The 23802-nt window shown below is 57.6% G+C and carries 21 protein-coding genes; 6 read left to right on the forward strand and 15 right to left on the reverse strand.

Annotated features, from left to right (window positions below; translation table 11 throughout):
- Positions 1 to 10: 10 nt before the first annotated feature.
- The 3 genes from INT32_RS08585 to rsmB form a co-directional block, all read right to left on the reverse strand.
- A complete protein-coding gene (locus INT32_RS08585) occupies positions 11 to 2290 on the reverse strand; it encodes an ATP-binding protein (RefSeq protein WP_370540204.1) in 2280 nt (759 codons plus the stop codon).
- Positions 2290 to 2934 carry a DUF4390 domain-containing protein gene (locus INT32_RS08590; RefSeq protein ID WP_193088321.1) on the reverse strand — a complete coding sequence of 215 codons (645 nt, stop codon included), beginning with the start codon at positions 2932 to 2934 and terminating at the stop codon, positions 2290 to 2292. The genes INT32_RS08585 and INT32_RS08590 overlap by 1 nt, the downstream gene beginning before the upstream one ends.
- 100 nt (positions 2935 to 3034) lie before the next feature.
- The gene (gene rsmB, locus INT32_RS08595; protein ID WP_193088322.1) at positions 3035 to 4378 is read right to left on the reverse strand and encodes a 16S rRNA (cytosine(967)-C(5))-methyltransferase RsmB; all 1344 of its coding nucleotides are present in this window, start codon (positions 4376 to 4378) and stop codon (positions 3035 to 3037) included.
- Positions 4379 to 4918: 540 nt separating this feature from the next.
- Here rsmB and rimO point away from each other — a divergent pair.
- A complete protein-coding gene (gene rimO / locus INT32_RS08600; protein WP_193088323.1) occupies positions 4919 to 6247 on the forward strand; it encodes a 30S ribosomal protein S12 methylthiotransferase RimO in 1329 nt (442 codons plus the stop codon).
- Between the two features lie 22 nt (positions 6248 to 6269).
- Positions 6270 to 6899 (forward strand): HAD-IA family hydrolase, encoded by a 630-nt coding sequence (locus INT32_RS08605; protein ID WP_370540205.1) that lies wholly within the window; start codon positions 6270 to 6272, stop codon positions 6897 to 6899.
- A 105-nt stretch (positions 6900 to 7004) separates the two neighbouring features.
- On the opposite strand, the gene fmt is transcribed toward INT32_RS08605, so the two are convergent.
- Positions 7005 to 7967, reverse strand: a complete 963-nt coding sequence (gene fmt, locus INT32_RS08610; protein ID WP_193088486.1) for a methionyl-tRNA formyltransferase — start codon at positions 7965 to 7967, stop codon at positions 7005 to 7007.
- Positions 7968 to 8046: 79 nt separating this feature from the next.
- Between fmt and INT32_RS08615 the strand changes: the two genes are divergently transcribed.
- Complete coding sequence (locus INT32_RS08615; protein WP_193088325.1) at positions 8047 to 9024, forward strand: cation diffusion facilitator family transporter; 978 nt, start codon at positions 8047 to 8049, stop codon at positions 9022 to 9024.
- 231 nt (positions 9025 to 9255) lie between these two features.
- Here the strand turns inward: INT32_RS08615 and INT32_RS08620 are convergent, their stop codons facing one another.
- The 4 genes from INT32_RS08620 to dprA form a co-directional block, all read right to left on the reverse strand.
- A complete protein-coding gene (locus INT32_RS08620) occupies positions 9256 to 9735 on the reverse strand; it encodes a hypothetical protein (RefSeq protein WP_193088326.1) in 480 nt (159 codons plus the stop codon).
- Positions 9736 to 9743: 8 nt separating this feature from the next.
- Positions 9744 to 10655, reverse strand: a complete 912-nt coding sequence (locus INT32_RS08625) for a hydroxymethylglutaryl-CoA lyase (protein WP_193088327.1) — start codon at positions 10653 to 10655, stop codon at positions 9744 to 9746.
- Between the two features lie 12 nt (positions 10656 to 10667).
- Positions 10668 to 11273 carry an NADPH-dependent FMN reductase gene (locus INT32_RS08630; RefSeq protein WP_226816786.1) on the reverse strand — a complete coding sequence of 202 codons (606 nt, stop codon included), beginning with the start codon at positions 11271 to 11273 and terminating at the stop codon, positions 10668 to 10670.
- A gap of 130 nt (positions 11274 to 11403) precedes the next feature.
- A complete protein-coding gene (gene dprA / locus INT32_RS08635) occupies positions 11404 to 12654 on the reverse strand; it encodes a DNA-processing protein DprA (RefSeq protein ID WP_370540202.1) in 1251 nt (416 codons plus the stop codon).
- Between the two features lie 174 nt (positions 12655 to 12828).
- On the opposite strand from dprA, the gene def reads away from it, so the two are divergent.
- Positions 12829 to 13341 carry a peptide deformylase gene (gene def / locus INT32_RS08640; RefSeq protein WP_193088329.1) on the forward strand — a complete coding sequence of 171 codons (513 nt, stop codon included), beginning with the start codon at positions 12829 to 12831 and terminating at the stop codon, positions 13339 to 13341.
- Positions 13342 to 13604: 263 nt separating this feature from the next.
- Entirely contained in the window at positions 13605 to 14318 is a 714-nt protein-coding gene (locus INT32_RS08645) for a lipoate--protein ligase family protein (protein WP_193088330.1), read from the forward strand.
- 21 nt (positions 14319 to 14339) lie between these two features.
- On the opposite strand, the gene INT32_RS08650 is transcribed toward INT32_RS08645, so the two are convergent.
- The 7 genes from INT32_RS08650 to INT32_RS08680 form a co-directional block, all read right to left on the reverse strand.
- The gene (locus INT32_RS08650) at positions 14340 to 15644 is read right to left on the reverse strand and encodes a phenylacetate--CoA ligase family protein (RefSeq protein ID WP_193088331.1); all 1305 of its coding nucleotides are present in this window, start codon (positions 15642 to 15644) and stop codon (positions 14340 to 14342) included.
- A gap of 9 nt (positions 15645 to 15653) precedes the next feature.
- On the reverse strand, positions 15654 to 16505 hold the full coding sequence (locus tag INT32_RS08655; protein ID WP_193088332.1) for an ABC transporter ATP-binding protein: 852 nt from the start codon (positions 16503 to 16505) through the stop codon (positions 15654 to 15656).
- Positions 16506 to 16587: 82 nt separating this feature from the next.
- A complete protein-coding gene (locus INT32_RS08660) occupies positions 16588 to 17919 on the reverse strand; it encodes an ABC transporter substrate-binding protein (protein WP_193088333.1) in 1332 nt (443 codons plus the stop codon).
- Positions 17920 to 17992: 73 nt separating this feature from the next.
- Positions 17993 to 19057, reverse strand: a complete 1065-nt coding sequence (locus tag INT32_RS08665) for a branched-chain amino acid ABC transporter permease (RefSeq protein WP_193088334.1) — start codon at positions 19055 to 19057, stop codon at positions 17993 to 17995.
- A 17-nt stretch (positions 19058 to 19074) separates the two neighbouring features.
- Complete coding sequence (locus INT32_RS08670; protein ID WP_193088335.1) at positions 19075 to 20004, reverse strand: branched-chain amino acid ABC transporter permease; 930 nt, start codon at positions 20002 to 20004, stop codon at positions 19075 to 19077.
- Between the two features lie 5 nt (positions 20005 to 20009).
- Positions 20010 to 20810, reverse strand: a complete 801-nt coding sequence (locus INT32_RS08675; RefSeq protein ID WP_193088336.1) for an ABC transporter ATP-binding protein — start codon at positions 20808 to 20810, stop codon at positions 20010 to 20012.
- Positions 20807 to 22777: a long-chain fatty acid--CoA ligase gene (locus INT32_RS08680; protein ID WP_193088337.1), complete on the reverse strand. Its 1971-nt coding sequence runs from the start codon at positions 22775 to 22777 to the stop codon at positions 20807 to 20809. The genes INT32_RS08675 and INT32_RS08680 overlap by 4 nt, the downstream gene beginning before the upstream one ends.
- A 173-nt stretch (positions 22778 to 22950) precedes the next feature.
- Here INT32_RS08680 and INT32_RS08685 point away from each other — a divergent pair, with 173 nt between their 5' ends.
- Positions 22951 to 23619, forward strand: a complete 669-nt coding sequence (locus INT32_RS08685) for a Crp/Fnr family transcriptional regulator (protein WP_193088338.1) — start codon at positions 22951 to 22953, stop codon at positions 23617 to 23619.
- The last annotated feature ends 183 nt before the right edge of the window (positions 23620 to 23802 follow it).

Below are 23802 nucleotides of genomic sequence, written 5' to 3' on the forward strand. Positions count from 1 at the left end.
CGGGAATGCGCTAATTGCCTGTTTTCGGAGTCAGCCGCGTGAGTAATATTGAGACACGGGCTCCACCGTCCTTGCGATTGGCAATATCAATTCGGCCACCATGCTCCTCGATTATTTTACGCACAATGGGCAGTCCCAGCCCCGTACCATGCGCCTTGGTCGTGACATAGGGTTCAAAGGCCGTCTGCAATACCTTGGCAGAAAATCCACCACCTCTGTCCTCAAGTGTAATACGAATTGCCTGTCCGGCCGCGCTCTGATCCTTCTCAGACCGCGTAAGTGTGGTGCGAATGGTGATTCCGGGCTCATCGCCTTCGAGTTCCAGCTCGGCCATGGCATCGCGGGAATTGGACAGCAGGTTGTTCAGAACCTGGCGCAACTGGGTCGGGTCGGCTTCGGCCAGCGGCAGATCTGGCGCCAGGTCCAGGCGGATGTGGCGGTACAACGGCTCGTCATGATGCCCATTGCCTTCCGGATCCCAACCATACAGGATGGCCAGATCGGAAATCAATGCATTGATGTCAACACGCTGCATTTGCGCGGGCGGCGTTCTTGCGTATTCGCGGAAATCATCCACCATTTTTTTCAGCGATGATACCTGATTGATAATGGTATTGGTCGAGCGTGCCAGGATCCCGGCATTGCGCTCGTCCAGATGCCCTTCCAGCTTCATGGCCAGGCGTTCGGCCGACAGCTGAATCGGGGTCAGCGGATTCTTGATTTCATGCGCCAGTCGTCGCGCCACTTCGCCCCAGGCGCGGGCCCGGTTAGCCGAAATCACCTCTGAAATATCGTCGAACACCACGACATAGCCCGTGGGGCGTCCGTCAATGCGCAGCCGTGTACCGCGCATCAACAAGGTAATATCGTCCGTTTCGTCGCTTTCACTACTGGTCGACAGGGTGATCTGCTCCTGCCAGTAATGGCGCTCGGACCCCACCGCAGCGTGATCGGCAAATGCCTTGCGAATCTGCCGGGTAAACTCAATCAGCGAATCGATCACTTCCAGCGGCCGCCCCGGCACTGAGCGCAGGTCGACATCCAGAATCGATTGGGCCCCTTTATTGACTGTCGTCACATTGAAGCGCTCATCAAATACGATCACCCCCGAAGACAAACCGGCCATCACACTTTCCAGATACGCATTGGAGCGCTCCAGCTGAATGCGATTGCTTTCAACCTGGCGGCGCGCTTCATCAAGCTGGCGCGTCATGGCATTGAATGAGCGGGTCAACAGGCCAATCTCGTCCATGGCCGTGGGTTCGGGCAACGGCCGGTAGTCGCCAACAGCGACTGCCTGGGTCCCGGAAGCCAGTGTCAGCAGCGGCTTGACCAGGCGTCGCGCGATGGCCAGCGCCACGGCAATGGACGTAAACAGCGTGACCAGCAGCGCCAGCGTCAAGGTAATGCCATACAGTTTCTGGATGCCCTGGCGCGACAAGGCCAGTTCCTGATAATCCCGGAATCCCTTTTGCACCTCGTTCAAATTGCTGCCGATATTTTCCGGCACCAGTCGGGTCAGCTGCAGCAGATACGGTTCGGGCGAAGCGCCCAGGGGCGCGTCAAGCTTGAAGGAATTGGAAAACACCGGCACGATAACGCGAATGCGCAGCTGCGGGTTTTCGAAATCGGTGCCTTCGACCGCCTCGGTACGGGCATAGGAGCGCGACAGCCGCAGCTGGTTCAACACCGACACCGGCGGCATTTGCGGCAACAGGCTGCCAAACGAGGAACTGGAAAACCCGACCACCCGGCTGCCGGAGATAGTGAACACCAGGGCATCGCCCACCGTGGTATTTTCACGCAAACGGGTCAGCGCCACCGACAGTTCCTGATCGGGAACGGTCGACAGATCATCGGCCATCAGCCTGGCGCGCGACAGCAAATCGCCCACCTGGCTATCGAGCGATGCCTGCCCCAGTGTCAGGCCCGATTGCAGGGCGCTATCGACCCTGACGTTGAACCATGATTCGACCGATCGCGACATGAACTGTACGGAAAGCAGGTAGATCACCACGCCGGGAATAATCGCCATTACCGCAAACGCCAGCGCAAAACGCGAAGTGAGTCGCGCGCCAAATTGCCTGGACCGCAGTTGCCGGATCAGGCGGAAGGTCAGCATCGAGACCCACAGGAACAACGCAAGCGCCAGCACCCCGTTGAGCAGGAGAAGCAGGTCGTACTGCTGCGCCAGTTTTGAGGAATTGCCGGTAGAGCGCACCAGCAGCCCCATCAGAACCAGGGCCGCGAGCACAGCGGCAATAAATACCAGTCGCACGACCCACTTGATCAGGGATTGGGCGCGATTGCCGAGAATTGAAATGCGAAATTTTTCCATGGTGTCGATAAGGCCCAGGCGCGTCCGCCCAGGGCGTCCATCTGAAAGGGCCGCGGTAAAAGAGAGGTATCCAGTTTCATGCGAAACTGCGCTTCATAATGCTGGTCGGGATCCAGATCAGTGAACGGTCCCACAGGCCAGTTATAGATTCGTGTAATGGTTTGCAGGGCATCGTCCAGAGACATTTCCGGCACTGAATAGTCGCCCGAGGTGACGCGCCACTGACGCACCAGCGCATTGTAGGCCACACGCCAGGTTTGCGATTGATCATACACTTGCCGGTCAAACCACCACCAGCGTGGCTGCACCAGCCGGAACTCGACCGTGAAATAAAGCGGCACGCCATGCTGGGCGGCCACCTGCAACTGATGCGACAGCGGCAGCTCAACGTCGGCATTCAGGACATACCCGTCTGCCTGCTGCTGGATTTCGACGCTGTTGATCGTCGCCACGGCAGCACCGGTGCCTGCGTCAGCATCTGCAGTGGTAGTTTGCGCGTGCAAAGCGGCGCCACCGTTGGCGGCGAGGCCCAGAAGCACGATCAGCGCAAGCCTGAGAATAAATGCAATTGACATGGAAACGGGCTGGGTTTTCATCCGGAATAGGTCATTGGGGTTGGCAGCACCGGCGCTTGCGGTGCCCCTATAATACCCCAACCCAACCGGCGCGGGCGACTTAACCGCCCGCGCCGGGCGTTCAGCCCTGTTTGCGCAGCAATGAATAGAAAAACCCATCATGCTCCTGTCCCTGCCCGGGCAATAGCTGGCCGGGTGATGGCAGTGCGACGGCGCCCTCAAGCGCCTGCTGCATCCATTGGTCCTGCTCAATCCCTTCCTGCGGAAAGACCGAACACGTGACGTATAGCAAAGTCCCGCCGGGCTTGAGTGTTTGCCACAGGGCAGAAACAATACGTCGTTGCAGTGCGACAGTGTCGGCAATATCCTGTTCGTGGCGCAGCCACCTGATATCGGGATGCCGACGCACGATCCCGGATGCGGTGCAAGGCACATCGGCAAGAATGGCGTCAAAAGGCTGCGTGTCCCACCACGATTTCAAATCAATCGCATTGCCGGCACGCAGCACCACACCCTCATCATTCAAATCGAGCCGCTGCAGGTTCGAGGCTACCCGTTCCAGACGACCCTGGTCGATATCCAGCGCAGTCAGCTGCAGCCGGGCCTGCATCAACAGGCCAGCCGTTTTGCCGCCCGGCGCGGCGCAGGCGTCCAGCACCCGCATACCATCAGTGACCGGCAATAGCTGGGAGGCCAATTGCGCACCCGCATCCTGCACCAGCCACCACCCTTCTTCGAATCCGGGGATTTTGGCCACCGGCAGCGGCTGATCCAGAATCACGCCATGATCCCCGATAGCCGAAGCAGAAATGTCTTGCGCCTGCAGCACCGCCAGCAGGGCTTCCCGGCTGGTTTTGCGTGTATTGACGCGAAGAGTGAGCGGCCCCGGCTGAAAGCTGCTGGCCAGTATCGCTTCCCATTGCGCCGGATACGCCTGGCGAACCCGGCCGATCCACCACTTGGGGAAACCCCAGCGCACATTGCTACGGCGATATGCTTGCTCCAGCAGCGCTTCGCGCTCCCGTTCAAAACGTCGCAAGCAGGCGTTGATCAGCCCCTTGAAGCCGGCCGTTTTGCGGTCCAGGCCGGCGGCAGCCACTGCCTGACTGACCAGTGTATAGGCCTCATAGACCGGCACCCGCGGGTTGTCGCGCACTTCGCGCTCGTCTATTGACAGCAGGGACAAGGCGGTGATCAGCAGACTGTCCGCCAGCGAATTGGGCGGACTACGATCCAGGAGCAGATCTGCCAGCGCATGCCCGCGGGCCAGCTGGCGCATGACATAAAATGACAGTGATTGGACCGCCGCGCGCCGACTTGCCGGCTCGGCATTCAGTATGTCGGTCAGGGAACGGCCTTCGCCGACTGCCTGCACTGCGTATGCTGTTGCCAGCAAAAGCTCGCTTAAGGGCGGAGTGACCGACGCCGCTTGCGGCGAGATGGAGGGCTGGACAGGACTAGTCATTGACTGAAATCCCCGAGCATAAAAAATTGACTGTGCATATACACCGTTAGTGAGCGAAAATGGTAAAATTGCCTGATTATTCATTGCGATAGCAAGCAACCGGCAGCAGATGGCGGACTGGAAGAGCAAAAACAAGGCTTGGCGGTTCCCGGTGTTCTGCCAGAAATACGGTCTCTTTTGTAAGCGTTACCGGCCAACCGGCTTCCAATGCGCGCAATAGCCCCTGCCCTGCAACCCCCGTACTGTAAGTTAAGAATACAGCAGGACAGGCAAAACCGGCAGCGCCAGCGGCCTTGCTGCTGTTTTTGGGGCAAATGGCTCAAGCGCCTGTCAACCTGGCTGCCGGCCGTATAAACCAGGCAAAAACGTGTTGATAGGCGCCGTGCCTTTACCGAAACAGGGCCGGCAACAGAATCCGTTTCGATCTGCCGCAAGAATAAACCGGACGCCTCGGGATACGGTATTTTACTGCCCATACCCCATTAGGTCGCGTTGCTTCCCATTGTTTCGTATTTATTCTCTATATTTTAAAGGTTTTCTATGTCCGCTCCCCGCGTTGGCTTTGTCAGTCTGGGCTGCCCGAAGGCACTCGTTGACTCTGAACGCATCCTGACCCAGTTGCGCACTGAAGGTTATGATATTTCTCCCTCCTATGAAGGCGCCGACGTGGTCGTGGTCAACACCTGTGGCTTCATCGACAGCGCCAAGGCCGAATCGCTTGACGCGATCGGCGAGGCGATCTCCGCCAACGGCAAGGTTATCGTGACCGGCTGTATGGGCGTGGAGGAACAGGTCATTCGCCAGGTCCATCCTCGCGTGCTTTCCGTGACCGGTCCCCAGCAATATGAAGAAGTGGTCCGTGCCGTCCATGAGGTCGTCCCTCCCTCGCTCGACCATGACCCTTATGTAGACCTGGTGCCGCCACAAGGCATCAAGCTGACGCCCAGGCATTATGCCTATTTGAAGATTTCCGAAGGCTGCAACCATCGCTGCAGCTTCTGTATCATCCCGTCCATGCGCGGTGACCTGGTCAGCCGCCCGGTGGGCGACGTGCTGCAAGAGGCACAACGTCTGGCCAATGCGGGCGTCAAAGAACTGCTGGTCATTTCGCAGGATACCAGCGCCTACGGCGTAGACATCAAATACCGTAGCGGTTTCTGGAACGGACGCCCGGTGCGCACCCGCATGACCGAACTGTGCGAGGCCCTGTCCGAACTGGGTATCTGGGTGCGTCTGCATTACGTTTATCCTTACCCCAGCGTTGATGAAGTGATCCCGCTGATGGCCCAAGGCAAAATCCTGCCGTATCTTGATATCCCGTTCCAGCATGCCAGTCCCAAAGTCCTCAAGGCAATGAAACGCCCTGCCTTTGAAGACCGCACGCTGGCGCGCATTCACAAATGGCGCGAAACCTGTCCCGACCTGACCATCCGTTCCACCTTTATTGTGGGATTCCCTGGCGAAACAGAGGAAGACTTCCAGTATTTGCTTAACTGGATGACAGAGGCACAGCTGGATCGCGTGGGCTGCTTCCAGTATTCACCGGTAGAGGGCGCACCCGCCAACGCATTGGGCGATCATGTGCCCGATGACGTCAAGCAGGATCGCTGGGAGCGCTTCATGGCTCACCAGCAGGGTATTTCCACCGCCCGGCTGGCACGCAAGGTAGGACGTGAAATTGACGTTCTGATCGACGAAATCGATGAAGATGGCGATGCCGTGGGCCGCTCTCACGCAGATGCGCCGGAGATCGACGGCTGTGTGTTTATCAGCAGCCCTGAAAAACTGCAGGCTGGCCAGATTGTGCGCTGTACCGTGACTGACAGCAACGAATACGATCTGTGGGCCGATCATAAACCGCTATCTTGATTGTGATTTACAGATGAAGTCTCTGCCTTATCAGTTGCTGGCCTTTGATTTTGATGGCACGCTGGCCGATACTCTGCCGTGGTTTGATACGGTGCTGGCCAGCGTGGCGCAAAAATACGGGTTTCGCAACCCGGCCGAAGACGAGAAGGAACAGTTGCGGCACCGCGATGTGCGCCATATCCTGAGCACACTGGATATCCCCTTCTGGAAGGCGCCCGCCATTCTCATGGAATTTCGCCAGCGCATGCAGGAGGCCTCGCCGGATGTGCATCTGTTTGAAGGCATAGAGCAGGCCCTGGCTGCACTCAAGCACGCCGGCTACCAGATCGCCGTCCTGAGCTCGAACAGTGAAATCAATGTGCGTCGCACATTGGGCAGGGCGACCGAGTTCATCGACCAGTATCGCTGCGGCAGCGACCTGTTCGGCAAAGCATCCAGGCTCAAGACCCTGTACCGTCAGACCGGCTGCACGCCCGAAACCTGTTTGCTGATTGGCGATGAAATCCGCGACATCGACGCCGCGCGCGAATCGGGCTGTCATGCCGCCAGCGTGGCGTGGGGCTATAACCATCCCGAGGTGTTGTCTGCAAAAGGACCACAGTTTCTGTTTTGCACGCCGGATGATATCCAGGCCCAGTTACTGCCAGCTTAACGGCCTATAACGGACCCATAGCGTACCTACAATAACCCCAAACAACACGGCGCATGTTCCAGGCGCGCGCATCGCTCGCGGGCTGACCCGTGCAAGGCTCGGGGATCAGCCCTGTGGCAGCTTCCACCCCGTGACAAAAACCGCGACAGGCTGACGCTTGCCGCCCGCTTTCTGCAATTGCAATAGCCGCAGTGTGCCATTACCTGTAGCGATATCAATGCCCTCGGGGGTAACGGCCAGCACCTGCCCGGGCGCTGCCGAAGCAGAAGCCCCCGCGGCACCGGCCTCAAGCGCACAGGCATCCCACACCTTGACCGGGCTATCGATCCCCGGCAGCATCACGCTGGCCCCCGGTGCAGGGTTAAATGCGCGGATACGGCGCGCCAGCGTAACGGCATCCTCTGATAAGTCCAGCGCCGCTTCGCGTTTGTCCAGTTTGGCGGCATACGTGACACCGGCCTGTGGCTGCGGGCTTGAGTGCAGCACGCCGTCCTTATCCAATGTCTGCAGCACCGCGACAATTTGCCGCGCGCCCATCACAGCCAGTTCATCATGCAGTTGCGTGGCATTCTGGTCCACAATGGGAAGGGTTTCGCTGGCAATGACATTGCCCGTGTCCAGGCCAGCATCCATCTGCATGATCGCAATGCCGGTCTGGCTGTCGCCGGCTTCGATCGCCCGTTGGATGGGCGCCGCGCCGCGCCAGCGCGGCAACAGACTGGCATGGATATTCAGACAGCCATAGCGAGGCAGATCCAGGACCCACTGCGGCAAGATCAGGCCGTAGGCGGCCACCACCATGACGTCGGGCTGCAGCGCTTGCAGCGTCTGGCGGGCACTGGCGGCCTCGTCGGGATACTTGCCATCCAGGCGCAGACTGACAGGCTGGATCACAGGAATATTATCTGCAACCGCCTGCTGCTTGACCGGACTGGGCGTCAGTTTCATCCCCCGGCCCGCAGGACGATCAGGCTGCGTCATAACCAGAGGAACTGAAAACCCTGCCTGCACAATGGCGGCCAGCGCCTGGCGCGCAAATTCGGGCGTTCCCGCAAAAACAACATTCAGCATAATCGTGATACTTGGAAAGTGATGGACAATTGAGTAGCATACCTCAAAGACGCTTTTATTTTCAGCCCCAACCGACATGACCCATCAACATGATCATTCTGCGGTACCTGCGCGCCGGCTTGCCTCCTACCAGGCATCAGAGCTTGTCGCAGAAAGCGAACGCTCGCAGGTAGCCCGGCGCAGCACCTGGGTCAGCGTCGCCGTCAATATCATCCTTGTGATATTCCAGATCATTGTGGGCGTGTTCGCCCAATCTCAGGCGTTGATTGCAGATGCCATTCATTCACTGTCCGACATTTTTTCCGATTTTGTGGTGCTGTTTGCCAATCGTCATGCCGCCAGGGCGGCCGATGCCGGCCACCCCTTTGGGCACCGCCGTTTTGAGACCATCGCATCGTTGGCCATCGGGCTGATCATGCTTGGGGTGGGGCTGGCCATGGTATGGAGCGCGGGGCTGCGCCTGACCGACCCGTCAACGATCCCCACCGTGCATATGAGCGCGCTGTTTGTCGCAATCAGCGTGCTCATGGCCAAGGAACTACTGTTTCGCTATATGTTGAATCAAGCGCAGCGCGTGCGCTCTGCCCTGCTGGTCGCCAATGCCTGGCATGCGCGCTCGGATGCAGCATCATCGCTGGTTGTCGGCATCGGGATTCTGGCAAACATTGCCGGGTTTCCCATGGCCGATCCGCTTGCCGCGCTGCTGGTGGGCGCCATGATTGCGCGCATGGGCGGCAAGTTCTCACTGCGGGCACTGAGCGATCTTGCCGATCACGCCGTGGACGACGAAATCGAACAACAGATTCGCCAGGCCTTGCATGACACGCCCAATCTGCAAGGGTTTCATGATCTGAAGACGCGCAAGAGCGGCGACATGGTTCTGGTCGAAGTGCATCTTGAATTTCCTTCGGACATGACGATCCTGGCGGCGCATGACATTTCCGAACTGGCCTGCGCGCGTATTATGCAGATCGACGATATTTTGCAGGTGACGACGCACTTTGATCCGGTGACGGTCGCTCCCGCGGACACTGGCCGCGAGGTCAATAAATAAGAGATACTGAACGCCGGATATTACGCGTATACATTGTGCGGCGGCATTGGCCCATGCCTTGCAGCCACCAGATCGGGTTTGCTACTTTTGTCAGTGACAGCAGGCGCAATGATAGACGCCAACCGCGTTTTGACATAGCGGCCGGTGCCAATTGCGATCGTTATATTCGTCAGCAGAAACGCCTGACCGGTACAACGTCAGTAAGCATTGTCCGCCCGGCCCTGGCATGCATCACACCTTCCGATTCTTGAACGCCAGCGAAATTTTCGCAAACGCCACCTGCAGATCTTGTGTACCGCCCTGGAACACCACGGGTTTGCCTTTTTTTGTGAAGACCACCAGCCGCTTGGACGCGAGCATCGGCACAAACTTGGCGAAGGTCACGTCCTGCCAGGCCACTTCACGGCGGGTCAGCCAGCTTTGCCGCAAACCCTGTGAATCTATGGTGGTGACTGAGGTCTGCATATAGCGGGTTGTAACAGCGAGCGCCAGGAACACAACCAGCAGGATCAGACCCGTCATGGAAAACAGCACCTGCACCCCGGCCTTGTTGAAAGCCACAAGCGACTGCAATACGATGAGACCCAGCACAACCCAGGCGACCGTTTTCACCCAGGCGGGCCATGCCTGCCCGCGAACGGGCAAGGGTTCGATCGAAGCGAGCAACTGGTCGCGTTCGGACTCGGAAAGCGGCAGGAAATTGATGACCATAAGTGCGCTTACGCCGCCTGCCGTTTGGTAATAATGGCCTTGCCGGCACGACTGGAATTGGCGCGCTGCAGGTAATCGGAGATCCACTGGCCGGTGCTGATGACCTGATCCAGGTCAATGCCGGTTTCGATGTCCATGCCATGCAGCATATACAGCACGTCTTCGGTGGCGACATTGCCAGTCGCGCCCTTGGCGTAGGGACAGCCACCCAGACCAGCCGCAGACGAGTGCACAATGGCAATACCCGCTTCGAGCGCAGCCAGAATATTGGCCAGCGCCATGCCATAGGTATCGTGAAAATGCGCAGACAACATGGCGGGATCGGCCACCGCCGACACGGCGTTCATGACTGCCGTCACCTTGCGCGGTGTGCCCACGCCAATCGTGTCGGCAATATCAATTTCGTGACAACCCAGTGCCAGCATGCGCTTGACGACATCGGCCACCGCAGCCGGTGCGATCTCGCCCTCGTACGGACAACCCAGCGCACAGCTGATGCTCGCACGCACGCGCAGGCCGGCCTCTTTGGCCGCACTGGCCACCGGCTCGAAACGCTCAATGGATTCGGCAATGGAGCAATTGATATTGCGCTGGGAAAAGGATTCACTGGCTGCGCCAAAGATCACCACCTCGTCGGCGCCAGCGGCAAGCGCCCCTTCGAACCCTTTCAGATTCGGCGTCAGAACGGAATAAATAGTGCCCGGCCGGCGCTCGATGCCAGCCATGACCTCTGCGCCATCGGCCATTTGCGGCACCCACTTAGGCGACACAAAAGAGGCCGCTTCCACATTCTGAAAGCCCGCAGCCGACAGGCGATTGATCAGCTCGATTTTAATGTCGGTCGGAACAAATTGTTTTTCGTTCTGCAGGCCATCGCGAGGCCCCACTTCAACCACTTTTACGCGTTCCGCAATTGCCATGACTATCTCCGATCAGGCTTGATTCTGTTTTTGATGATGCAGCTCGAGCATGCGAGCCAGCTCTTTCAGATGATTGCCAATGAAGGTGAGCGTGGTTTCGTCGGTAATCTTGCCACCTTCGCCTTCGGCCTTGTTTTGTACTGTGCCGACCATGATTTCGGGCCGATTGACCAGATGAATATTCATCGCAACCAGGATCTGGCGCAGGTGATATTGCATTCTGGCCCCGCCGATAGCGCCGCCCGAGGCCGAAATGATTGAACCGACCTTGTTGTCAAACGGCAGCGGACGCAAGCGCGATACCCAGTCGATCGCGTTTTTGAGCACACCGGGCACCGAATAGTTATATTCAGGCGTCACAAAAATCAGGCCATCGGCCGCAACAATGGCGTCGGCAAACGTCTGGACTTCTTTGGGAAATCCGGCATCCTGCACGTCCTGGTTATAGTGAGGCAGCGTACCGATGGAAGGAGCGTAAACCAGTTCCAGATTATCCGGCGCCAGGTCAGCCAGTTGCCGGGCGATCGCGGCATTATAGGATTTTTCACGAAGACTGCCGATGATGATCAGAACTTTGAACTTGGTGCTCATTAAGCGCTCCTGTTTGGGCTTGGACATGAATAGAACCTGGCTGGCGCATCGTTGCCGACGCCCCTTTGGCGGCATGCTGCGGTGGCAATTGCCGGCACTGAAATACCGAGCGAACAACGCTGCGGCATGCGTGACGGCATCGACTTTGCTGCGTTGCTTATTGTAAGTGATTCACCCGTTGCAGATAGCGTCCGTCTGGCAGGCGCACTATTTTACCGGCCATTTCCAATTCGGTCAGCAACCCCGCCAGCGTGCCCACCGTGGTGTCAAGCCTGACCAGCAGCAAATCCATGGAGACCGGGTCAAACCCCATCTTCTCAAGCAGCGCCTGGTGTGCCGCATTGCTGGTGGTCGTGATCACGGCTGGCGTACTGCGCGCGTCGCCCGATTGCGCCTCCCGGCGCGTTCCAGGCGTTATGAGCGCCAGGGGTGTGGCCGCACGCTTCGAGCCAGGCTGCGGCTGCCGCCCGGATTCACGGCCCAGGCCGGCGCCAGGGCTGGGTGCCGAACCGCTGCGCGCAAGCTCTTCCAGAATGTCTTCGGCGGTTTCCACCAGCTTGGCGCCCTGCCGGATCAGCGCATGGCAGCCACGTGACAACGGCGAATGAATGGAACCCGGAATGGCAAACACCTCGCGACCGTTTTCCCCGGCCAGACGCGCTGTAATCAGCGAGCCGCTGCGTTGCGCGGCTTCGACCACCAGTACGCCGAGCGAAAGCCCTGCGACGATTCTGTTGCGGCGAGGGAACTGATGCACCACCGCTGCGGTATCCAGCGGCAATTCGCTCACCAGCGCCCCCTGCTCCCGGATCCGCATGGCCAGCCCCTTGTTGGCTGCCGGATAGACGCGATTGATGCCCGTTCCCATGACCGCAATGGTGGCCGGCGCCGCGCCACTGGCCAACGCGCCCTCGTGAGCGGCCGCGTCAATGCCCTGGGCCAGGCCGCTAGCGATGGTCCAGCCGGCATCGGCCAGATGTCGTGCGAAAGCGAAGGCATTATCGGTGCCGCCTGCCGTGGCCGAGCGCGCGCCCACCATGGCAAGCACGGGCCGGGACAGCGCCTGGGGATCGCCGTCCACATAAAGCAGGGACGGCGGATCGGCAGTATCCAGCAATCGGGCGGGATACAGTTCATCGGCCAGCGTCACGATATGATGGCCGGGGCGGGCAAGCCAGTCGAAAGTGCGCTCGATCAGGGTGTGGGTAACCGGGTCGACCGCTGCGGCCAGTTGCACCGCCTGTTTCTGGGGCACCACCTTCATCAGCGCCGCCACCGAGGCGCCAAAAATATCCTGAGGCAGTCCGAAGGCAACCAGCAGATGACGGGCAGTGACCGGGCCTATCCCGGGTTCCAGCGTGAGACGAATCCACGCGTACCGCTCTTCATCTGACATTGCCATATCCATCCGCTTGAATTTGTGAAAAAACACCCTATTATAGGAATATAGTCGCAAGAGAATGATGATTTTTCTGCGGCACCCCCAGGATTCCGATGCATCATGCAATTTGACCTGCTGCGCCAGAGGGGCCCGGCGGGCTGTGAACCCCAAGCAGCATCGATTTCAATTATAATATTGGCCATGGCACTCTTACCTATTCTTCAATTTCCCGATCCCCGGCTGCACACGGTAGCAAAACCGGTAGCCCAGGTGGATGACCGCATTCGCCAGCTCGTCCGTGACATGGCTGAAACCATGTATGCCGCACCCGGCGTGGGGCTGGCTGCGACCCAGGTCAACGTGCATGAACGCGTGGTGGTCATTGATGTCTCCGAAGAAGGCGACGACCTGCTGGCGCTCATCAACCCTGAAATTATCTGGAAAAGCGACGATAAACAGGTATATGAAGAAGGCTGCCTGTCGGTTCCCGGTGTTTACGACAAGGTGGAGCGCTCGGCCAGCATTCGCGTCCGTGCGCTCAACGAGCAGGGAGAAACCTTCGAATTTGACGCAGAAGGCCTGTTGGCCGTATGTGTCCAGCACGAACTGGACCACCTGCTGGGCAAGGTATTTGTTGAATATCTGTCGCCCTTAAAGCAAAGTCGCATCAAGACCAGGCTGAAAAAACAAGCCAAGGAACAGGCCGAGGCCTGATTGAGCAGGAACGGCCGGATGCAGACCCGCAAAGGCCACCGCTGTCCCCAGGAGCAGACGTGCCTGGACCCATCCGGATCGCAAGCGCGCCCATCGCCCTCGCCAATCAGCAATCGCCCATGGCCGATCATCAAATATAATTGTTCTGATTTCTCCACCGCCCCGGCAAACCTTTCCTGCCGGCCGGTGGTTGCTCACGGTCCGTCGATCCCTTCTGCCCGCCGCATGGCCCGGCCGCACCCGCGACAGGACTGCCAGCTAACATGAATGCGCCCTTTTTTGCCCTGCCGCCCAGTGCCATTTTTGAAGACGGGCGCAGCCGTCGGGACAGCGAGGCGCGGCTGCTGGATCAGGTCGACCGGCAGGGACAGCGCCTTGCGGTCATCCACCAAGCCAGCCAGGGAATCAGCGTGCCGCGCAGTTATCAGCGCAACCGACACTTTGAAGCGGCCAGCAAGCAGTTGGCCGCAGCGGGCCTGCCCGTCGATGTTCGCCTGTCCGGCGGGGGTGTGGTGCCCCAGGCGGCCGGGGTAATCAATTTACATCTGGCCTACCCGGTCCAGGCCAATTATCCGCTGCAGCATGTCGAAGCGCATTACCTTGGCCTGTGTGAACTGATTGCCAACGCGCTGGCTGCTTGCGGCATTCATGCTACGCCCCAGCCGGTGCAGGGCTCGTTCTGCGACGGCCGGTTCAATCTGGCTGTTGATGGTAAAAAAATCGCCGGCACGGCCCAGTACTGGCGTCGCAACCGGACGGCAACAACACCCGCTTTTTCGCTACTATCGCATGCGGTGATTCTGGTCAATGCCGACAGCACGAAACTGACCGACATGGCAAACCGTTTTGAAGTGGCGCTGCACAGCCCGGTACGCTATCTGCCGGAAAAAACCACATCGGTCGCGGCGTTACTGGGCAGGCCTGTGACTGACTTTGAACAGATCCTGCTGCAGGCGCTGCAGAACCCGCCCTTCTGAGGCAGGTTCTATTTTGCTTTTTTATTCGTAAGAGCGACTATCTTCAATGACCTTGCCGTCATTGGCCAGTTCGCCGACCCCGACAAAAACAATGGCGGCACGCAGCTTGGTTTCTTCCCGAACCACATTACCCAGTTTTTCCTGCAGGCCTGCGGCGGGCACGCCGTCCACTTCCACAAAAAGGGTCATGTCATCGCGCCCGGTTTCACCGGAAACGACCAGCCTGGCCTTGTTGATCTGCTCAAAGCGAGCGACGATTCTGGCCACTTGCTCCGGGTGCACAAACATGCCCCGCACCTTGGTCGTCTGGTCAGCCCGTCCCATCCAGCCGCGAATCCGCTTGTTGGTGCGACCGCAGGCTGAATGCCCGGGCATGATTGCCGACAGATCTCCAGTGCCAAAACGCAGTAGCGGATAATCGGGATTCAGGGTAGTCACAACAATTTCCCCCACCTCGCCTTCGGGTACCGGCTCATTGGTGCCGGGCCGCACAATTTCCAGCACAATATCTTCGCCGATAATCAACCCATCCCGCGCTTCGGACTCATAGGCGATCAAGCCCAGGTCGGCAGTGCCGTAGGCCTGATAGCCGTGAATCCCGCGTTGTGCGAACCAGGTCTGCAACGACGGCGGAAATGCTTCCCCGGAGAACAGTGCGCGCTTCAATGACGGCAATGCGATCTGCATTTCGTCGGCTTTTTCCAGAATCAGTTTGAGAAAGCTGGGGGTGCCTGCATAGCCCTCGGGCTGCAAATCATGGATGGTTGCCACCTGCATTTCAGTCTGGCCGACCCCGCCCGGAAATACCGTACAACCGATGGCCAGCCCAGCCGTTTCAAACATGGAACCGGCTGGGGTGAAATGATACGAAAAGCAGTTGTACAACAGCGTATTGGCTCGAAAGCCAGCCGCATACAGCGCGCGGCCGAAACGCCAGTAGTCGGCTCGTTTGCTCTCGGGCTCATAAATGGGGCCGGGCGAGGCAAATACACGCGCCGCGTCACCCCAGCCAATCGTTGAAAAGCCGCCAAAGACGCGTTGCACGACAGTGCCCGCCCCAGGGCCAGGGCCCGCGTGGGCGGGCTTTTGACCGGTCTGCGTACGTTGCGCATGCTGCCGCTTGAGCAGCTCAGATTTACGCAATACCGGAATGGCGGCTAGCGCCTGGCGACTGGTGATGCGGTCCACCGGCACGTCCTGCAACTGCGTGGCAATTGCCGGCGCCCGCTCGCGCGCTGCAGCCAGCGCTGCGGGCAATGCCGCAAACAGATCGGCCTCACGCTGCGCCTGATCGCGCACTTCCAGAGCATCGAAATACTCAGTCATTCTCTGCTCCTAAGCCAGCCAGCGCTTGCGGCGGCGATAAAATTTGGTGTCACGAAAGTTTTTCCGATCGCCGCTTTCAATGCCCAGATAAAATTCTTTCACGTCATCGTTGCTGGCCAGCTCCTGGGCCGTGCCGTCCATCATTACCCGGCCGCTTTCCAGAATGTAGCCGTAGTCGGCATAACGCAGCGCGATGTTGGTATTCTGCTCGGCCAGCAAAAAGCTCACCCGTTCACGGGTATTGAGGTCACGCACGATTTCGAAGATTTCCTCGACAATCTGCGGCGCCAGACCCATGGATGGTTCATCCAGCAGAATCATTTTAGGGTCGGCCATCAGAGCGCGCCCAATGGCCGCCATCTGCTGTTCCCCGCCCGAGGTATAGCCAGCCTGGCTGCTGCGACGCTGTTTGAGTCTGGGAAAATACTGGTACACCCGATCCAGCGATGCCTGAATGTCGCCCTTGCTCACCTTGCGCGTATAGGCGCCGGTAAGCAGGTTCTCCTCGATGGTCAGGTGGCCAAAACAATGACGTCCTTCCATGACCTGTATCACTCCCCGTTTTACGAGGTCAGCCGGTGTCATACTGTCGACCCGTTCATTCTGGTAATGAATCGTCCCTTTGGTCACGTCGCCGCGCTCGCTTTTGAGCAGGTTCGATACGGCACGCAATGTCGTCGTCTTGCCGGCGCCGTTTGCGCCGAGCAGCGCCACAATCTTGCCTTCCGGCACCACCAGCGAAACGCCGCGCAGGACAAGAATAACGTGGTTATAGATCACTTCAATACCGTTGACGTTCAACAGGAGCTTTTCAGGTTCCGGCTTGGCGGCAGCGTCTGCTGCAGTTGGCGTGGTTTGCATATTGATATCCCGCTATGTGCTGTCTGATGGGTTGCCCATCCCCCGGCACCGTACCGCGCCGGGGGTGGACGCTCCTCATCCCTCAGGAAGAAGTCTTGCTGCAGTCACGTGGAGTCACTTTCTTTGACTGTGCGTATTTCTCGGCTTCAGACTTGACCAGCGGTCCCACATATTTCTGGTCTGCCTGATACAGATCTGAAGCCGGAACAAACTTGCTGCCGTCCCACTGGACGATCCGGGCCCAGTCTTCACCAACGTGGTTGGCGCAAGAAGTTTTGAACGGTTTGATGATTTGGTCAAAGCCGATTTCCTTCAATCGCGCTTCGGTCAGGTTCAGGTTTTCGAAACCCCAGCGCACCTGTTCGGAAGTCATATGCTTGCCCTTGCCGTATTTTTCCTGGGCAGTGCGAATGGCCTCAACCTGCAGCATGGAAATGACCAGACCACGGGTGTAAGCGATGGTGCCCAGGGTGTTTTTGCTGGAACCATTGCCCTTGTCAAACAGATGCGTTTTCAGATCGTCGTATACCTTGCCCTTGGCTTCCCCGGTATTGTGAATCGTAATGGCGTTGTATCCCTTGGCCACCTCACCCAGATCCTTCACATCGCCCTCTGACCCGGCCCACCAGATGGCATAGATCTTGTCACGGGCGTAACCGGTAGCCTGCGCTTCACGAATGGCCGTTGGCGTCATGATGCCTGCACTCCACAGCAATACGTAATCAGGCCGTTTCTGGCGGATTTGCAGCCATGTGGATTTCTGCTCAACACCCGGTGCTGTCACCGGATAAAGCTGCAGTTCGAAGCCGTTGGCTTCGGCCCGCGCCTTGAGCAAGGGGATCGGCTCTTTGCCATAGGGCGAGTCATGATACACAAGGGCGATTTTCTTGCCTTTGAGCTTATCTTCTCCCCCCAGTTTTTTGGCAATGTCCTGAACCATTACATCAGCCGCGGTCCAGTAGGTACCCAGCAACGGAAAATTCCATTTAAAGACAGAACCGTCTGCAGATTGAGACAAGCCATAACCCACCGTTTCGATAGACACCTTGTCTCTCGGGGCCCTGTCCGAAACCGCAAATGTGATACCGGTGGACTGTGAATCAAAGCCCGACGCGCCGCCGTGAGCAGCCTTAAAGCGCTCGTAACACTCTACGCCGCGATCTGTCGCATAGGCGGTTTCACATTCTTCATAGGCGATCTTGACGCCGTTGATGCCGCCGTCGCGCTCATTGACCAGCTTGAGGTAATCAATCTTGCCATCGGCCCAGGGAATACCCAGCGGCGCGAACGAACCCGTACGGTAGGTCAGCAATGGAATAAATTGTTCGTCGGCTGCCTGCACCTGTAGCGGCAGCGTACCCAGCACTCCGGCGACACCCAGTGCGGCTATCCATTGTTTCATTTTCAATTTCATGTCTCTCTCCTCGGATTTTCATCCAGATAGGTTTTATTTATTGAATACATCCAGCACAGCAAACAGCACACCACTAGTGCGGAAACGGCCAAATCCGCAATTTTTCTTTCGCAATACTCCACAGCCGCGCCAGACCATGTGGCTCGACGATCAGGAAAAATACAATCAGGGCGCCAAATACCATATGCTCGATATGCGCTGCCGTATCCACTCCCAGCGAGAGCCCCAGCATTTCGGGAACCCGGTTGAGCATAATGGGCACCAGGACGATGAAGGCGGCCCCAAAAAAACTGCCTACGATAGACCCGAGCCCGCCAATAATAACCATGAACAGCAACTGGAAAGAGCGGTTCAGATCGAAGGCAGACGGCTCCCAGGAACCAAGATGGATATAGCCCCACAAAGCGCCGGCGATACCCACAATGAACGAGCTGACGGCAAAGGCGCTGAGCTTGGCATACATGGGACGGATCCCGATAACAGAAGCGGCCACGTCCATATCACGAATGGCCATCCACTCACGACCGATGGCGCCGCGCACCAGGTTCTTGGCCAGCACTGCGATGACTATCACAAGTGCAAGTACGAACAAATATTTCTGCAAAGGCGTTTGTACCGGCAAACCGAAAAAGTCCAGCCGTGGCACCGACACGCTGCCCGATGATGAGTTATTGGTGAAGAATGGAATACGCAGGAAGGTCCAGTCTACAAAGAACTGCGCCGCCAGCGTGGCAACCGCCAGATACAGACCGCGTATCCGCATGCTTGGAATGCCAAAAAGAATACCCACCAAAGTGGCAAAGACACCGCCCATCAGAAGTTGAAAGATAAGTGGCAGTCCCGGAAAGCGTACGCCGAAGTTCCATGCGGCATAGGCCCCCACCGCCATGAAGGCGCCGGTGCCCATCGAGATCTGGCCGCAATAGCCCACCAGAATATTTAAGCCGATAGCCGCCATGGCCAGTATCAGAAACGGGATCATGATCCCGCCCAGGAAGTAATTGGTAGACACAAGCGGCACGACAACGATAGCCACGATCAGCAATAACGCAATAAAGATACGGTCCTGCCTGATCGGAAAAATCTGTTGATCCTGCCGGTAACTGATTTTGAACTGACCGTTTTCACGATAAAACATATGGATTCCCTTGCCTTTTACACGCGGTCAATGATTTTTTCGCCGAACAGACCCTGCGGGCGGAACAACAGGAACACCAGCGCTAGCACATAGGCAAACCAGATCTCGATCCCCCCGCCTATGAACGGACCGATATAGGCTTCGGACAGCTTTTCTCCAACGCCAATAATCAGGCCGCCGATAATGGCGCCGGGCACTGATGTGAGCCCACCCAATATCACAACCGGCAATGCACGCAACGCCGCAGTGGACAGCGTAAACTGCACGCCAAACTTTGAGCCCCAGATAATCCCGGCAACCAGTGCCACAATGCCGGCGACGACCCAGACAATGACCCAAATGCGATTCAGGGGAATGCCGATAGATTGCGCGGCCTGGTGATCATCTGCCACGGCACGCAACGCGCGCCCTGTAGCCGTGTACTGGAAAAAGAACGCCAGCAGCGCCACCAGCACTGCTGAGATGACAGCGGCCGTCAGGTCTTCCAGGCTGATCAGAATGCCCCCTTCGAACACCGAATCCAGGATGAACGCAGGATCCTTGGGCATGCCGACATTGATGGAGTAAACCGAGCTGCCGAAGATAATCTGACCCAGTCCATCCAGGAAATAACTGATGCCCAGCGTGGCCATCAATAACGTGGTGCCTTCCTGATTGACCAGGTGGCGCAGCACCAGCCGCTCCACAAGAATGGCGAAAAGCACCATGACGCCAGCGCTGACAATGAACGCCAGGATATTTGCCAGCAGCAAATTTTCAAATCCCAGCCATTGCGGAATCCATACCGAAAACCGTGCCATGGACAAGGCGGCGACCAGCACCATGGCGCCCTGGGCGAAGTTGAACACCCCCGATGCCTTGAAGATAAGAACAAAACCGAGTCCGACCAGCGCATAAAGCATGCCGCCCATCAGACCACCAAAAAGCGTTTCAAGAAAGTAAGCCATGATGATCAGTGCTCCACACCCAAATAAGCCCGAATCACATCCTCGTTCGAGCGCACTTCCGACGGCGTACCATCGCCGATTTTTTTACCGTAGTCGAGCACCACTACCCGATCGGAAATGTCCATCACCACGCCCATATCATGCTCGATCAACACAATCGTCGTACCGAATTCGTCATTGACATCCAGAATGAAGCGGCTCATATCCTGTTTTTCTTCTATATTCATGCCCGCCATGGGCTCGTCCAGCAGCAGCATGCGTGGCTCCATGGCAAGCGCCCGACCCAGGTCCACGCGCTTTTGCAAACCGTAAGGCAGCCTCCCGACCGGGGTTTTGCGATAGGCCTGGATTTCCAGGAAATCAATAATGTTTTCGACAAATTCGCGATGGGCGATTTCCTCTTTTTCTGCGCCGAATATCCGGAAGGCTTGCGAGATCAGCCCGCTTTTCATGCGCAGATTGCGTCCGGTCATGATGTTGTCCAGCACACTCATTCCCTTGAACAGCGCAAGGTTCTGAAAGGTGCGCGCCACCCCCATCTCTGCCGCACGACGCGGCGTCATCCGGCCAAACTGTTTGCCATCGAAGTGGATGCTACCGTCCTGCGGCACATACACTCCGTTGATCACATTGAGCATGGAGCTTTTACCGGCCCCATTAGGGCCGATAATCGCACGAATCTCGTGTTCCTTTACATTGAACGAAATGTCGGTCAGCGCCTTGACGCCGCCAAACCGCAGCGAAATATTCTGCATATCAAGGATCACCTTGCCGATTCTGGCTTCACGTTCGTCACTCATGCTCATGCGGCCTTTTTAAGAGGATCGGATACAACGACGGCAGGGTGAATTTTCAACTCTGCAGCAATTTTCCCGGTTCGTCCATCTTCATATTTCACTTCGGTTTCGATGTACTGACTCGGTTTACCGGAAAACAGCGCATCGATCAGTACACCGTAGCGTTCAGCGATGAAAGCGCGACGCACCTTGCGGGTGCGCGTCAGCTCACCGTCATCGGGGTCCAGCTCCTTGTGCAGAATCAAAAAGCGGTGGATCTGCAGGCCCGATAATTGCGGGTCCTGCGCCACATCTGCATTGACCTTGCCGATGCAATCGGCGATCAACTCATATACTTCGGAGCGCGAGGCCAGATCGGTATAACCGGCATAGGCCAGACTGCGCCGCTCGGCCCAGTTGGCGACGGCTTCCAGGTCGATATTGACAAAGGCCGTGACAAAGTCACGATTTGCACCAAACGCCACGGCTTCCTTGATAAACGGAAAGAACTTCAGTTTGTTCTCCACATACTTTGGTGCGAACATACGCCCGTCACTCAAACGGCCCACGTCCTTGGCGCGATCAATAATCCGCAGTTGCCCCTGAGCATCAACAATGCCGGCATCACCTGTGTGATACCAGCCATCTGCGGTGAACGATTCACGCGTGGATTCGGGATTGCGATAATATTCGCGGAACAAGCCGGGGCTTTTTACCTGCACTTCACCACTTTCGGCAATACGCAATTCGACGCCCGCCACGGGAGGTCCAACAGTGTCGGCAGATACCTGTCCGTCGCTCTGAACGCAAACGAACACCGACGTTTCGGTCGACCCGTAGAGCTGCTTCAGATTGATTCCGATCGAACGGTAAAAGCGAAACAAGTCAGGACCGATAGCTTCGCCAGCGGTATAGGCTACGCGCACCCGGTTCATGCCAAGCGTATTGCGCAGCGGTCCGTAAATCAGAAGATTACCGATTGAATATTTAATACGGTCCAGCGTGCCGACGGCTTGGCCATCCAGGATGCGCCCGCCCACGCGGTGGGCCAGCTTCATGCAGGTATCGAACAGCCATTTTTTGAACCTGCCAGCGTCTTCCATGCGAATGGTCACATGCGTGAGCAAGTCTTCAAGAATGCGTGGCGGCGAAAAATAATACGTCGGCCCGATGTCATGCATATCAATCGCCACGGTCGCTGGCGATTCCGGGTGATTCACCGTAAAGCCGGTGACCAGCAGTTGCGTGTAGGAGAACATATTCTGGCCGATCCAGGCAGGCGGCAAATAGGCTAGCACCTCTTCCCTGTCGGTCAGATTTTCCAGCTCCTGAATCACCTGCGCCCGATCAATCAGGGCGGCATGCGTGAGCACCACACCCTTGGGCTTGCCTGTGGTTCCCGATGTATAAAACATCGCGGCCGTATCGTCGGGCTGCACGCGGTTTACTGCATCGGCATAAGCATTGGGTGCGCCTGTTGCGTACTGGTCGCCCAGTTGCTGCAGGTCTTCCCAGGACAGCAGCTGCGGATCGCTGTAATGGCGCAAGCCACGCGGATCGTCATATATGACATGAGCAAGCGTAGGCACCTGTTCACGTACCTCGAACATCTTGTCGACCTGCTCCTGGTTTTCCGCCACGACAACCCGCACGCTCGCATCCTGGAGCACGTAAACCATCTCCTGCGCAACAGCGTCCTGATACATGGGGACGGGAATCGCGCCAACCGCCTGCGCAGCCATCATCGCCATATACAGCCGCGGTCGGTTCTCGCCCACAACTGCAATATGTTCGCCGGGCTGCACCCCGAACTGCAGGTAGCCATTGGCAACGCGCTGTACCTGCGCAGCAACCTGCGCCCAGGTATAGGTCTGCCAGATGCCCAGGTCTTTTTCCCTGAGCGCCGGCCGGGCTCCGCGGACTGCTGCGTGATGCTGCAGCAGTGCAGGAAATGTCTGCGACACGGCGGCACTCGTGCTGTTTACTTGTTGCGGCATGTTGTCTCCTTGCCTGTGTCTTCGGGCGCTGATTTATTTGTTCTGCCCGCCCCGGTCCGGATACCCCGTATTGGCGAAAAGCCCCGGAAACTTTATGTGTTGCTAAGTTAACGGTTTGATTGTAAGCTAACTGTCGCCATCACGACATTCTATGATTTTCTAGGGTAAGTCCTATGTCATCTTTTTCCCCCGAGGCCGCGCAGTGGTTCAATCTGCTCGCGCCCGAGCACCAGCGACGCGTGCTGCAGGATGTAACCGTTGCCCATTATGGAAACGGCGCCCTCATCGCGCGCAAGGGCGAGGCCGCCGATCACTGGATCGGCGTCATGGATGGCCTGATTCGAATTTCAGTGGGTAATGCCGATGGCAAGGTGGCATCCCTTACCGGCATCCCGGTCGGTGGCTGGCTGGGTGAAGGCAGCATCCTGAAGAAAGAATGCCGCAAGTACGATGTCGTGGCCCTGCGCGATTCCTACGTGGCCAGACTGCCGTCCCGAACCTTTGAGTGGCTGCTGGACAATAGCATTCCGTTTAATCGCTATCTGCTGGATATGCTGAACGAGCGCGTGGGGCAGTTCATCGGTCGCGCCGAACATGACCGCCTGCTCAACGCTGATGCCCGCGTTGCCCGCTGCCTGGCCGAACTGTTCAATCCCCTGCTGTATCCCGGCCTGAAACAGCGGCTGGCCATCACGCAGGAGGAAATGGGTTATCTGGCCCGGGTATCGCGCCAGCGCGCCAATCAGGCGCTCAAGAAACTGGAAAGTGAAAAATTATTACAGGTGGAATACGGCGCCGTATCCATCCTTGATCTGGACGGCTTGCGTCGCTACGGCGCATGATCGTTGTACGGTGAGATTCATACCCTCATCGCCTGCATCAGGGTATTTACACCGTGATATTCATATCGTGATATCTGCAACTTGAGATCTGCATCAGACAATCCACACCTTGATATCAACATCTTATATTGGCACCGAGATATCTGCTCCTCGAGATTAGTGCCGAGAGATACACACTAAGTA

The organism is Advenella sp. FME57 (genome assembly GCF_014897675.1).
Classification (GTDB): domain Bacteria; phylum Pseudomonadota; class Gammaproteobacteria; order Burkholderiales; family Burkholderiaceae_B; genus Advenella.